The 13428-nt window shown below is 34.7% G+C and carries 12 protein-coding genes; 10 read left to right on the top strand and 2 right to left on the bottom strand.

Going from position 1 to position 13428, the window contains the following annotated elements; genetic code table 11:
• Nucleotides 1–110 precede the first annotated feature (110 nt).
• The 10 genes from rocD (at nt 111) to ACQ76T_RS19280 (ending at nt 10295) form a co-directional block, all read left to right on the top strand.
• Nucleotides 111–1358 (top strand): ornithine--oxo-acid transaminase, encoded by a 1248-nt coding sequence (rocD, locus tag ACQ76T_RS19325; RefSeq protein WP_431344889.1) that lies wholly within the window; start codon nt 111–113, stop codon nt 1356–1358.
• Nucleotide 1359: 1 nt separating this feature from the next.
• Nucleotides 1360–2142, top strand: a complete 783-nt coding sequence (locus ACQ76T_RS19320; RefSeq protein ID WP_431344888.1) for a glycosyltransferase family 2 protein — start codon at nt 1360–1362, stop codon at nt 2140–2142.
• A 28-nt stretch (nt 2143–2170) separates the two neighbouring features.
• Nucleotides 2171–2908, top strand: a complete 738-nt coding sequence (locus ACQ76T_RS19315) for a polysaccharide deacetylase family protein (RefSeq protein WP_431344887.1) — start codon at nt 2171–2173, stop codon at nt 2906–2908.
• Between the two features lie 52 nt (nt 2909–2960).
• Entirely contained in the window at nt 2961–3707 is a 747-nt protein-coding gene (locus tag ACQ76T_RS19310) for a glycosyltransferase family 2 protein (protein ID WP_431345099.1), read from the top strand.
• Nucleotides 3708–3711: 4 nt separating this feature from the next.
• The gene (locus ACQ76T_RS19305) at nt 3712–4698 is read left to right on the top strand and encodes a glycosyltransferase family protein (RefSeq protein ID WP_431344886.1); all 987 of its coding nucleotides are present in this window, start codon (nt 3712–3714) and stop codon (nt 4696–4698) included.
• 3 nt (nt 4699–4701) lie between these two features.
• Entirely contained in the window at nt 4702–5889 is a 1188-nt protein-coding gene (locus ACQ76T_RS19300; protein WP_431344885.1) for a glycosyltransferase, read from the top strand.
• Between the two features lie 199 nt (nt 5890–6088).
• Entirely contained in the window at nt 6089–7246 is a 1158-nt protein-coding gene (locus ACQ76T_RS19295) for a glycosyltransferase (protein ID WP_431344884.1), read from the top strand.
• Nucleotides 7247–7252: 6 nt separating this feature from the next.
• Nucleotides 7253–8071: a DUF6492 family protein gene (locus ACQ76T_RS19290; RefSeq protein ID WP_431344883.1), complete on the top strand. Its 819-nt coding sequence runs from the start codon at nt 7253–7255 to the stop codon at nt 8069–8071.
• Nucleotides 8071–8973: a glycosyltransferase family 2 protein gene (locus tag ACQ76T_RS19285; protein WP_431344882.1), complete on the top strand. Its 903-nt coding sequence runs from the start codon at nt 8071–8073 to the stop codon at nt 8971–8973. Before ACQ76T_RS19290 ends, ACQ76T_RS19285 begins: the two co-directional genes overlap by 1 nt.
• Nucleotides 8974–9047: 74 nt before the next feature.
• Nucleotides 9048–10295, top strand: coding sequence for a glycosyltransferase (locus ACQ76T_RS19280; protein WP_431344881.1), 1248 nt, complete (start codon nt 9048–9050; stop codon nt 10293–10295).
• A 91-nt stretch (nt 10296–10386) separates the two neighbouring features.
• On the opposite strand, the gene ACQ76T_RS19275 is transcribed toward ACQ76T_RS19280, so the two are convergent.
• Nucleotides 10387–11769: an MAC/perforin domain-containing protein gene (locus ACQ76T_RS19275; protein ID WP_431344880.1), complete on the bottom strand. Its 1383-nt coding sequence runs from the start codon at nt 11767–11769 to the stop codon at nt 10387–10389.
• Between the two features lie 276 nt (nt 11770–12045).
• Nucleotides 12046–13266, bottom strand: coding sequence for a hypothetical protein (locus ACQ76T_RS19270; RefSeq protein ID WP_431344879.1), 1221 nt, complete (start codon nt 13264–13266; stop codon nt 12046–12048).
• Nucleotides 13267–13428 lie beyond the last annotated feature (162 nt).

Raw genomic sequence — 13428 nt, 5'->3', positions numbered from 1 at the left:
TGTACAGTTATTAATTCGAATTTCAAAAATACTGCTTTATTCTTTTATCAATGATTCCCAATGACTTTATCTCGGTAATATTGTGTAAATTTGTTCCAAATCAAAAACATATGTCAACAGCAGAACAAACAAAAAACTCACAGTATTTTATTGACCTTGAGGACAAACACGGAGCACACAACTACCATCCCCTTCCAGTAGTCCTGGATCGCGGAGAAGGTGTTTTCGTTTGGGATGTAGAGGGCAAAAGGTATTATGATTTTCTTTCAGCATATTCTGCTGTGAACCAAGGGCACTCTCACCCTAAAATTGTAGAAGCTTTAGTAGAACAGGCAAAAAAACTGGCACTTACATCAAGAGCGTTCTACAACTCAAAATTGGGAGAATACGAACAGAAAATTACCACTCTTTTCGGGTTTGATAAAGTCTTACCGATGAATTCCGGAGCTGAAGCGGTGGAAACGGCAGTGAAGCTTGCCAGAAAATGGAGCTACGAAGTAAAAGGAATTGCAGAAAATGCGGCGAAGATCATCGTTTGTGAAAATAATTTTCATGGAAGAACCACTACTATTGTTTCGTTCTCCAACGATCCGGATGCTAACCAGAACTATGGACCTTTTACCCCTGGATTTATCAAAATTCCTTATAACGATATTACAGCATTAGAAGAAGTTCTGAACAGTGAAGCGGCCAATATTGCGGCATTCCTGGTAGAACCTATTCAGGGAGAAGCCGGAGTATATGTACCGGATGAAAACTTCCTTAAGAGTGCTTCTGAGCTGTGTAAAAAACACAATGTTCTTTTCATTGCCGATGAAGTACAGACCGGTATTGCAAGAACAGGAAAATTAATAGCTTGTCACCACGAAGATGTTCAGCCGGACATCTTAATCTTAGGAAAAGCGCTTTCTGGAGGTATGTATCCTGTTTCGGCAGTTTTAGCCAATGATAACATTATGAATGTCATCAAACCTGGCCAGCATGGTTCTACGTTTGGAGGAAATCCTATTGCCTGTGCAGTAGCTGTTGCAGCTTTGGATGTTGTTGCTGAAGAAAATCTTTCTGAAAGAGCAGAAGAACTTGGAAAACTTTTCAGAGCAGAAATAGAAAAGCTTATCGAAAAAACCGACCTTATTACCAAAGTAAGAGGAAAAGGACTTTTAAATGCTATTCTGATCAATGATACTCCGGACAGTTCTACTGCATGGAATCTTTGCCTTCAGTTAAAAGAAAACGGATTACTTGCCAAACCAACACATGGTAATATCATCAGACTGGCACCTCCATTGGTAATTACTGAGGAGCAATTGCTGGATTGCGTGAAGATTATCGAGAAAACTATTCTTGAGTTCAAATAAAATGGCCCTTTCCCTTGCAATCATTACTTATAATGAAGAAGAGAATATCGTAAGACTTTTAGATGCTGTGGCAGACACGGCAGACGAAATCATTATTCTCGATAGCTTTTCAACAGATAAGACAAAAGAGATTTGCACACAAAAATATCCTCAGGTAAGATTCTTTGAGAAAAAATTCAATGGGTATGGTGAACAAAAAAACCATGCCCTTGCTTTATGCTCCCATGAATGGGTGCTATTTCTGGATGCCGATGAAGTCCCCAACGAGGATCTGAAAAAAAATATACAGAAAATAGTATCTTCAGACCAACCGGAATACAATATTTACAAAGCAAAATTCAACAACCACCTCGGTATCCATCTCATCAGATTTGGAGGCTGGGGAAATGTATGCCGCGAAAGGCTTTTCAAAAAAGAATACGCTAAATATTCCGACGACAAAGTTCATGAATCTCTGATTACCAATCAGAAAGCAGGTCTCATGAAAGGTAAAATAGACCACTACACCTACAAAAGTATTCATCATCATGTCTCGAAAATCAATAAGTATTCTGATATGATGGCTGAAAAAATGTTTGAAAAAGGGAAAAAGATCAACAGATTCAAAATCATTGTAAGTCCAATGTTTGAATTCACCAAAGTTTTCTTCTTCAAACTAGGTTTTCTGGATGGCTTTCCAGGGTTTTATGTAGCCAAAACAATGTCTTACTATACCTTTTTGAAATACATCAAGCTGCGGGAGAAAATACGCCTGCAAGAACTTCAACACAATACAGCAAAGTAGTATGTTTTTTTATTTGATCCCTATTCTAATGATGACTTTTGTCATCCTCTATTTTCGTCTGTATCTATTGGCATTCCCAAAAAACAGACTCATTATTCTGATGTATCATCAGATTGAAAAAGAAAGCCATGAAGATCTTACCGTAAGTTTAAAAAATATTGAAAAGCAGTTCGGCTATATAAGCAAACAAAAATATTCTTCAAAGTTTTTTTCAGAACTCAACATTGTAACCCAAAAAAATATTATCATCACCTTTGATGACGGATATAAAAATAATCTTGAGTATTTACCTTCTCTGCTAAAAAAATATAATCTGAAGGCTACCATCTTTATTCCAACATCATTTATCGAAAAAGGATATAAAAATTATTCTATGATGAACTTCGAAGAAATCCGGAGTTTGGATCCCAATTATTTTGAAATTGCGCTTCACAGCCATGCACACGAAAATTTAAAAAATGTTTCACCTGAATTTATAGAACAGGATCTTAAACAAAATATGGCTATTCTTGAAGCACAAAACATCCCGTATTCAAAAGTTTTAGCCTACCCCTATGGAAAATATCCTGATAAAAATTCGGAAAAGTCTAGATTTTTTTCTATATTAAATAAAATAGGAATCGATTTTGCAGTAAGAATTGGGAACAAAATAAATTATTTCCCAACACGGCATCAGTACGAACTATGCAGAGTCGATATAAAAGGCAAGGATTCGTTTATAAAGTTCAAATTAAAACTTATCTTTGGCAAACTAAAACTATTTTGAAAACTAAATTAAGGGAATATGAGTGTATTTCCATATCAAACAAAGGGTTGTGATGAATATAAGTGGTTTGATCATAACATATAATGAAGAAAAAAATATACAGGAAGTCTTAGAATGTTTTGATTTTTGTGATGAAATCATAGTGATCGACTCATTCAGCACAGATAAAACTGTAGAAATTGCAAAGAAATTCCCCCATGTAAAGGTGATTCAAAATAAATTTGAAGACTTTACGAAGCAAAGAAATTTGGCTCTGGATGCTGCAAAAAATGACTGGGTACTATTTTTGGATGGAGATGAGAGAATTCCTCCGGCATTGAGACAGGAAATTATAGAGGAGCTGAATAAACCCGAGCAAAAAGACGCCTATTATTTTTACAGGAAGTTCTTCTTTGCCCAGAAGCCTATCCATTTTTCTGGAACACAGTCTGATAAAAACTTCAGGCTTTTCAGAAAATCGAAAGCCAGGTATATAGACGGTAAAAAAGTACATGAAACTCTGGAGGTAAGCGGAAAGATCGGGATTTTAAAAAATAAATTACTTCATTACTCCGTTTCAGATTATGAATCGTACAGAAAAAAGATGATTCATTACGGGGTTTTAAAGGGGAAAGAACTGGCTGCAAAAGGGAAAAAGTACAGTATTTTGGTTCAATATCTTAAAACTGCTTTTAAATTCTTTAAAGCCTATATAATGAGACTAGGTGTTTTAGACGGACAGGAAGGATACCAACTATCTTACCTGCAGGCGTTAAGCGTGTTTGAAACCTATGAATCATTAAAAAAAGAGCAAAATTAGTTGAATGAAGATTTGTATCATTAGTTATGATTTTTGGGATTATGATAAGTATATTGTTGAGACATTATGCAAAAGGGGTATTGATGCGCATCATATAAAAATCAGTACCGTTACTCATTCCAACTTTAATGAAAGAGCAGTAAACGCTTTAAGCAAAACTTTTTTAAGCAAAAATCTTAAGACTGAAAAAAGACAAAAATATGTTCTCGATTCCCTTGAAAAACTGGGGCATCAGGATCAGATTTTGGTGATGAATCCTGACACATTCGATCTTTCTACCCTTAAAAAAATCAGAAAATATACCGACAGACTCATCACGTATCTTTACGACAACCTGGAAAGAGTTCCTGTAGAAGATAAGCTTTATCTTTTTGATAAAGTATTCTCCTTTGATCATATTGATGTCAAAAAGCATGGTTTTGAAAAACTTACCAACTACATCTATCTTCCGCTTTGTACAAAAGAAACCCAGCATCCTGAAATGGATCTTTTCTATATTACTTCGTATGATAACAGAAGAGTTTCCCTCATCAAGCTACTGGCAAAAAAACTGATTGAACAGGGGTTGAAATTCCAGATCATGATCATTGGAAAAAAATCATGGAAGCATCAGCTGACCAATATTTTTATGACGGTCCCTAAAAATCTGTTTCTTGTTTTCAGCATCAAAAAAATCCCTCATAACGATCTTCCTAAATATTATAAGAACTCCAAAGTGTTGCTTGATCTGATGCGTGAAGGCCAATATGGTCTCAGTTTCAGAGTTTTTGAAGCCATGTCTCTGGAGAAGAAAATCATTACTGATAATGAAGCCATTAAAACGTATGATTTTTACAATCCTAATAATATTTTGATTTTAAACAAAAATATTAGTAATCTTGACACATCTTTTTTTGATAAACCTTACGAAAAAATTCCTGAAGAAATCTACTACAGATATACTTTGGATAGTTGGGTGAACAAAGTTTTTGAACTTGATACTAAAAACTAGCAAATGGGAATCTTAAAAAAAATAAAAAAACACTTCGAAAGAAAAGAAAAACTCAAACATCTCCAAACTCAGGATCTCGTCAACATTCACCTGTATGACGCTTCAAAAAAGACAATTCTATTTGCTTCAAGAGATTTTCCTGCCCATGATAAAGAGTCTGGTGCCAACAGACTGAAAGAGCTTATTTTAATTTACAAAGAACTGGGTTACAACTGTATTCTTTTTGCTCCTCATATTTTTGAGAACAATACGTATGTACAGTTTTACCAACAGCATAACGTTATTGTATTTGTAGAAAACAACACGTACAAAAACATCTACAATTTTCTTTCATCTTTTAAAACGATAGATTACGTTTGGTTCAACGGGCCACTTGCTCTTAACCTTTTCTACAAAAAGATGAAAGCCGTTTTACCTTCTGCCCGATTCATTTATGATATGGTGGATATCCATTTTTTACGATTTAAAAGAGCGATTGAAATAGAGCCGACCCGTATTTCTCTAAAAAAGAATTATAAACATTTCTTCCATCTGGAAACGGTTGTCGCTCCAAAGCTGGACTATATTATTGCCATTTCCGACAAGGAAAAAGAAATTATGGGCCAGTATGCCGACAAGAAGAAAATAATCACCATTTCCAATATTCATTATCCTAAAATTGATATTTCTGAGAGAAAAAATTTCAGCGAAAGCAAAGGAATTACTTTCATTGGATCTATTCACGAACCGAATATTGATGCCGTTAAGTTTTTATACGAAAAAATAATGCCTATCGTCTGGAAAACCAATCCTGACCTGGAAGTAAGCATCATCGGAAATGTAGCCGAAAAACTAGATATCAAACAGTTTCCTAAGTTTAAGTTCTTAGGTTTTGTGGAGAGCATTGAAGAGCATTTTATGAGCTCAAAAATTATGGTAGCCCCTCTAAGATTTGGAGCGGGAGTGAAAGGAAAAATCGGACAGGCTTTCGAGTACTTTTTCCCGGTAGTTACCACCGATATTGGTGCTGAAGGCATGAAACTTACAGATAAAAAGAATGTTTTGATCGCCAATGATGAACAAAGTTTTGCAGAAGCCATTATTACCCTGAATAATAATGAAGCACTTTGGAATACGCTGAGCCAGAATTCTATCGACAGTCTGAGGGCTTTTTCTCCCGAAGAAGTGAAAGAAAAGCTTAAAACGCTGTAAATTCATACCGTCAAATATAAATTAACCTGTTTTTTAACGCTAATTTTGCAGTCACCGGAATTATCCGGCTGCATGTTTTGGTATGGGAAACCATTGCATTGATGATTTCAATATAATATTTGAAGAAATTGAAACCATTTATTGCAGAAAAATTAATTAAAAATATAACTTAGTACAACTTTTCGAATAATCTACCATAATGAATCACTCCGATAAAAGAATATTATTTTTCTTTCCTGAAAACCCTTTTTCAAAAAAGGCCGGGAATGTAGCCAGAGCATACACCAATCTTAAACATTTAAAATCTTTAGGTTTGAATATTGATTTGGTAGGAGTTGACGAGTTCTACAGAGGATTTGGAGATACAGGTGAGTTTATAGATAAAAATATAATTGATGATCATCTGGTCTTAAAAAGAAGACCGATAAGAGACAAAAAAAGCTATACGTACTGGAAATATAAGATCATAAAACTGTTCACCAAACAGAAAACAACCAATAACGGATACTTTTATACCCGATATTTCATGGATACTTTTACTGAATTTTATAACAGAAAAAAGTATGATTACATTCTTATCAATTATGAATTCTGGACAGATCTTATTGTAAAACTTGATGTAACCAATGTTGTAACAATAGTAGATACACACGACTGGATCACGCTGAATGAATACTACAAAAACAAAACGCTGAACATTGGAGAAAAGTTTAATGAGGAGCTTCAAAATCTTTCATTTTACGATAAAGTAATTACCATATCCAATGAAGAGAACTTTATTTTCAAAAGCTTTTTAGGAGATAAGGTGGTTAATATTCCGCCAAGCTTTCCTGCCAATTATGAAACGGACACTACGGAGAAAATATATGACCTTATTTTCGTGGGTTCAGATAATCCTTTCAATGTAGAGTCATTCAATTGGTTCATAGATCAGGTGATGCCTTTCTTACCTAAAGAAGTTAAAATATGTGTTATCGGAAGAATCTGCAACTGGATTCCTGATCGTGAGAATATTGAAAAAATCGTTTTTGCAGACAGTCTTAAAGAATATTATCACAAGAGTAAAATAGCAATCTGCCCGATGCTTGGAGGTACCGGCATCAAAATTAAGGTGGTAGAAGCACTTTCTTTTGGTATTCCAGTGGTAGGAAGTGAAAAAGCAATTGACGGATTTTTTCAAAAGACAGGAAATGGTTGTTTGGTAAGCGACGATCCGAAAACCTTTGCAGAAATTGCAATGCAGCTTATCAATGATCCAGCTTTATATGAAAAGCAAAAACAGGAAGCCATACAGTTCTTCAAAAATAATTTCACGGAAGAGAAATCGGTGGAACTTTGGGAATCAATTTTAAACTAATACATCATGGAGAAAACTCCTTTAATTTTATTTATAAAAACCTACAAACCGGATTTTGAAAGAACGCAAAAGCTTTTACAATCTATAGACCTTCATAACAAGGAAAATATTCCTGTTATTATTTCGGTGAACGATTCTGATTTTGAGTTTTTTAAAGAAAGAATTTCCGGTTATAAAGTAATTAAAGATTCTGATGTTTATGCTTCGGACCAGAAGGATGGCTGGAGATATCAGCAGATCATCAAAGTACATGCATACCGTCTGGGAATTTGTGAAAATTACCTTTGCCTAGACTCAGATTCTGAGTTTATCCGGGACTTTTACTATTCAGATTTCCTGTATGACGATCACACGCCTTATACTATCATGCACGAATCCAAAGCATTTTTGGAGACTATGGAAAACATCGGAATGGATTCCGACACCATGTTTTTCAAGGAGGCGCTAAGAGCAACCCGTCCATTTTTTGGCAATAAAGGAAAAGAATGGGACTATGGCCCTTCTCCTTACCTTTGGAGCTGTAAGGTATGGGAACATTTCATTGAAGTATATTTGAAAGAACAGGGTAAAACATTTGAAAGCTTCTTTAGCGAGATTGATAAGATAACAACACCTTCAGAGTGTGTGATATATGGAGAATATCTTCTAAGATCAAGATTAATAGACATTTATCCTATTGAAGGCTTCTTTAAAGTATATCATTTCGAAAAGCAATATAATCTTGAGAAAAAATTTTATAATATTGCAAAACTGAAAAAAAATTATTTGGGGGTTATCTTTCAAAGTAACTGGCAAATAAGAAAAAGAAAATTCCTACTATTCTAATGAAGATATCAATCGTTACAGCCTATTACAACCGAAAAAAGTTATTTGAAAATACACTTTCAAGTATCATTAAACAATCTGAGTTTCCATTACAGAATCTGGAGGTCATTGCTGTAGATGATGGAAGTGATGAGGATGAAAGACTGGAAGATCTGACTGAAAAGTATCCTTTTTTAAAGGTCATCAGACTGGAAAAAAAAGATAAATGGTACTTCAATTCATGTATTCCTTTCAATATCGGTTTCAGGGAAGCTAAAGGTGATATCGTTATACTGCAGAATCCTGAATGTCTTCACTATGGTGAAGTATTACAATATACCCAGGACCACATTACAGATACCAATTATATAAGCTTCTCCTGCTTCTCTCTTGGGATAGAAAGTACGGATAATCTGAATACCTTATTAGAAAACCCTGTACAGCTTCAAAAACTGATGGCTGATAATAATGTAGGCTATATCGGAGATGGGCTAGACTGTTGGTATAATCATTCTGTTACCAATCCCAAAGGGTATCATTTTTGCGCTGCCCTTACCAGGAAAAATTTATATGATTTAGGAGGCTTTGATGAAAGATTTGCCCGAGGAATTGCCTTTGATGATAACGAATTTCTGCACAGGGTTCATCTGAAAGGTCTGAAAGTGGAAATCATCGACAATCCTATAGTACTTCATCAGAACCATTACCAGAAAATTTCCTACACTACCGATAAAAATTTACTGGATGATGAAACGTATCAAAAAAGAATAAAACTGGCAGAAAGAAACAGAATTTTATTTGAGCTCGTTACCAAATCAGATAAACCATGGCGAGCGAATTACTTCCATGAGAATGAAGAACATAGAATTAAAAGAAATTTTATACAGAAAATAAAATACAAGATTAAAAAACGTCTTGGTTAAAAGATAAGGTTCTCATCATATCTCACTTTGAAAACCGTCACAAATGACAAAAGAAAATTAAAATTTTACAAGGTATGCAGTTGAGCGTAAATTATCACGGTTTTTTTAACGGAAACTTTGGAATTTCCGAAGCTACCAGGCTGAATGCTTTAGCCCTGGAAGCTGTTGGAATCAAAGTAAACCGGATTAATTATTCCAGTGAAACTTTTGAGAGAATTGAAACCAATACTCCATCGGAAAATGAAACGTCAATCAATATTTTCCATATCAATATCAACTTCATTAGTGATTTTTTTTCCAAAAATCAGGATCTACAGCTAAAGAATTTTTACAATATTATTTACTGGGCCTGGGAGTTTCCAGAAGTTTCAGACAAAGTGGTTCAAATTCTAGGTATTTTCGACGAATTATGGGTTCCAAGCGATTTTTGCGTTAATATTTTTACTCAGTATACAGGAATTCCGGTGATGAGATTTTCTCACCCGATTCAAAAGCTGACCGATTCAAAAGATTTTACCAGAGAACATTACGGTATTGCAGAAAACGCAAGAATCTATCTTACCATTTTTGATTCTCTAAGTACAACGATCAGAAAGAACCCTGAAGCAACTATAGAAGCTTTCAGAAGTGTTTTTAAAGAAGATAAAAACAGCGTATTACTAGTAAAAACGCATAATCTGGAAAAAAGTAAGGATGCACAAAAGGCGCTGGAAAAATATAAAGATATCCCGAATGTAATGATCATCAATGATCATTTTTCGAAAGAGAAGCTGCATTCTCTAATTCAACAGTCTGATGTTCTAATTTCCCTTCACGGTTCAGAAGGTTTCGGGCTGACAATGGCAGAGGCAATGGCCTATGGAAAAATTGTTGTAGGAACCGGCTATTCCGGAAATCTGGATTTTATGAATGTAAACAACAGTTTCCTGATCCAGTATGATTTCATAAAAACCTCCAATACCAAAGGACTTATTGAAGAAGGACTTACTTTAGCGAAACCAAGACTTCAGGATGCAATTGACAAACTTCAATATATAAAAACGAATTTTGAATCTCTGAATGACATAAGAGAAAGTGCAAGACTCCAGATTGAGAACAACTTTTCAATACAGTATATCGGAGAGCTGTTTAAAGCCAGGCTGGGCTTTATTCAAAACCTAAGTAAGACGGACAATCAGCCTGCAAGCGATGTGAATGATATTTTCTACCTGAGTGAGATTGAGAAACTCAACAGCAGAATACAGTATCTAGAGAGAACCATTTATAATAAGATGAGGAAAAAAGTAAATGCTTTCCTGAAAAAAATAAAAAATAAGAAGTGATATGCTCTATCAGAGTATAATTTTAATTACTTATCCATAAAAAGCCGCCTCAGTTTTGAGGCGGCTTTCTTTTGTAAAATATCAATATTAGTTAATAAGCATAGAATTCAATTCCTTCAGAAGCGTAACCGGATGGTCTTACGCTGGATCTTGAATAATAATGATCTTTACCATTCCAATATCTGTAAATAGGAACTGTATTGGGCTGTTGAGTGGCAAAAGCATTGAACTCAATTCCCTCATCTACATATCCCTGATAATATCCTGGCGTTTTTGTATAATAATGATCTCTGCCGTTCCAATATCTGTAGATAGGAATAGTATTGGGAGCTTTATACAGGAATGCATTGAACTCTGTTCCTTCAAAAGAATATCCACTATAGCTTCCCGGAGTTTTTGTATAGTAATGATCTACTCCGTTGTAATATCTGTAGATTGGAATGGTATTGAATTCCAGATAAACTTTATTATCGATCAGATACTGATCTACATAAGCTTTAAGCTGAGCTTTTTTAGCGGCATCTTTTACTAAGTCATAAATGATAACCAATCCGTTGTTCCCGAAATCTACCAAAACTGAATTCGTCGCGTTAGAGCTGTTCTGCCAGTTGGAAATATTAATTTTAGGATTGGTCTGGTCAAGATTCAGATCTCCTACCAGTCCTTTTGAAGGATCTCCTCCTCTCGTTTTATAAGCTAGTTTTTTAGAATAGTTCATTGATGATTCGGAAGTATTCACATCGTTGGTGACGTCTACATCAAAAATATCTTTCATTCCCACTTTAACACCAATTCTTGCAGCGCGGTCGCGGCTTTGGCTTCTTGTTTCCGCCTGGAATAAAACATCCAGTTTTGCTCCTGTATAAATATCAAGCATTACGTGAGTTCCGTAATCCTGTACAATTTGCTGTGGTGTTTTGGCCTGCAGATCCTGAGCAAACTCTGGTGTCAGGTAATCTCCCAGCATATCTGACGTTGCATTGAATCTTAATCTTTTTTGTTTGATCGTCAGGTTATAACTTCCGTAGATGTATTTCGCATCAAACTTATTGTTTGTCGTTACAGCAGAATTGAATCCTACAGAAAGCGTTTTTTTGAACAAAGGAATACCGGCTGTAACATTTACTTTGGTAGAAACCATTTTAGAATACGATTCCGCATTTTCACCATACTCTTCAACATATTCCTGAGAGAATGTATTTTCACTGATTAATCGGTTTGCCTGCTCTGTTTTAAACCTATCGATATCAATCACCTTAAAACCGGCAGCTGTTGCATTGGCATATTCACCAGCAACATTATAACCATGCCCTAAGACATCGTAAATTCCGTCTCCGGCAAATTTCGCAGCGGACTGACGACTCGCCTTTGTAGGGCTTTCTGGGGTGACTTCAGTGGTCAAGTCTTCCGAAGAACATGAACTCATGAAAAGCATCAGCAAACTACTGAAGCAAAATAAAATTTGTTTTTTCATTGGATTATTTAAAAGTTTTGACAAATATAATATTCATCAACGAGTGAAAAAACAAGCAAACCTATGACATATATCATCATTTAGTGAATTTAATAAACAATTAAAACACTATTAATAAATACATTATATAATAGAAATAAAAAAGTGAAACCAGGATTTCTGGCTTCACCAATAGTATATTTTCAAATAGATAGAAATTGATTTAACATTTCCGCGATTATAGGGGAATGTATAAAACGTATAAAAACGACACTAGTAAGCTTAAACATTCTGTAATCAGGCTTTCACCTTCAAAACTTTTCTGAATATCAGGATGATATAAATAATCAGGATGATCGCAAGAGAAGATATCAGCACTTGATTAATAATAAAAATAACATTCGACTGACCGGAAAACAGATTTTCTGCGATTCTTCTTAATGTCTGGTTCCATAATATAAGAGGTAAAATAAGCATTACATATTGGGCTCCAAACTGGTTGCTTTTGCTCCAACTTATCATAGCAGGTACGCATAAGACGAGAAAAAACAATCTGTACTCCCAACTGATAGACATAAAAAAACTGAACAAGAAAATTCCGGAACCTATTAGAAAAAGTGAAATTTCCTGTTTTCTAATCTGAGTAAGGTCTGTCTGTTCCCATTTCTTTTTGAATATACTAAGTAAAAGAAAAATAATGGAAATAAAAACAATAGAATATCCTGCCCAATATACGCCTTCCATTGTATACATTTTTGGATTGTGAGACATGATGTTTTTCAAAAGGACAGAAAATCCAAAACTCAATTCTGCAAAAGATGTTGGAGTTCTCTCCCGAATGATCGCAATTTCTTCATAATTCACTCCAAAATAGATCAATATTATACATCCAATGGAAGCAAAAAGCAACATATTTTTGAAATTCAGTTTTGGGTATAAATAAAGAATCACCAACCCTGCTCCTACAGGATAAAGTTTCAGCATAAAAGCAATCAGAAAGAACGGTATGTAAATCATTTTGCTTTTAGGAAAAACTACAATCGGAAATACAAGAAGTAAGAATATAATCAGATCACTGTTTCCTCTCTCAAAAATCAAAAGAGAAACCGGCGAGAGAAGCAATAGTATATAGTAAGCTGCTTTTTTCACATTCCAGTTTCCTGTTCCCCACAAAAAAAGACTTTGGCAGCAGAAAATAAGCAAAAAACCTATAATCTTATAGTGTGCACCATCAAAACCTTTGATATATGAAAAAAAACGCCAGAATGAAGGATAATTATAAGGAGGTTCATAGTGTTCCTTAAACGGGTCCTTCCCTATTTGATATAGATCTGTTCCCTTCAGAAGAAGACGAAGATCTCCATACACCGACCAGGAATCAAACTTGATAAAAGAACGGAATGCGTGCCAACCCTGAGCATAATCAAATACCAACAGGAATATCAGTAATACCAATACATAATAAATTCTAAGATCATTTTTCAATCTTACCTGCAAAGATTTACTGTTACCTGTCATTTTTCATTCTTTTATAAACTTTCATTCTTAGAAATAAACCGCTCTTCTTTTCCTCTTCACAAGAGAATATATACCTTATAAAGGCGTACAAAAGTAAAGATTAAGATCAAAAAAGCCAATAACACCGTTGCAAAACATCATGAAAAACATGATAATTTTAAG

The organism is Chryseobacterium sp. JK1 (assembly GCF_050632815.1).
GTDB lineage: Bacteria > Bacteroidota > Bacteroidia > Flavobacteriales > Weeksellaceae > Chryseobacterium.
This window is presented reverse-complemented; position numbering and strand designations above follow the sequence as displayed.

Coding starts and splice junctions, on each gene's coding strand:
- ACQ76T_RS19295 (WP_431344884.1), top strand. CDS start 6,089: ATGAATCACTCCGATAAAAGAATATTATTTTTCTTTCCTGAAAACCCT.
- ACQ76T_RS19280 (WP_431344881.1), top strand. CDS start 9,048: ATGCAGTTGAGCGTAAATTATCACGGTTTTTTTAACGGAAACTTTGGA.
- ACQ76T_RS19290 (WP_431344883.1), top strand. CDS start 7,253: ATGGAGAAAACTCCTTTAATTTTATTTATAAAAACCTACAAACCGGAT.
- rocD (WP_431344889.1), top strand. CDS start 111: ATGTCAACAGCAGAACAAACAAAAAACTCACAGTATTTTATTGACCTT.
- ACQ76T_RS19300 (WP_431344885.1), top strand. CDS start 4,702: ATGGGAATCTTAAAAAAAATAAAAAAACACTTCGAAAGAAAAGAAAAA.
- ACQ76T_RS19275 (WP_431344880.1), bottom strand. CDS start 11,769: ATGAAAAAACAAATTTTATTTTGCTTCAGTAGTTTGCTGATGCTTTTC.
- ACQ76T_RS19285 (WP_431344882.1), top strand. CDS start 8,071: ATGAAGATATCAATCGTTACAGCCTATTACAACCGAAAAAAGTTATTT.
- ACQ76T_RS19305 (WP_431344886.1), top strand. CDS start 3,712: ATGAAGATTTGTATCATTAGTTATGATTTTTGGGATTATGATAAGTAT.
- ACQ76T_RS19315 (WP_431344887.1), top strand. CDS start 2,171: ATGATGACTTTTGTCATCCTCTATTTTCGTCTGTATCTATTGGCATTC.
- ACQ76T_RS19270 (WP_431344879.1), bottom strand. CDS start 13,266: ATGACAGGTAACAGTAAATCTTTGCAGGTAAGATTGAAAAATGATCTT.
- ACQ76T_RS19310 (WP_431345099.1), top strand. CDS start 2,961: ATGAATATAAGTGGTTTGATCATAACATATAATGAAGAAAAAAATATA.
- ACQ76T_RS19320 (WP_431344888.1), top strand. CDS start 1,360: ATGGCCCTTTCCCTTGCAATCATTACTTATAATGAAGAAGAGAATATC.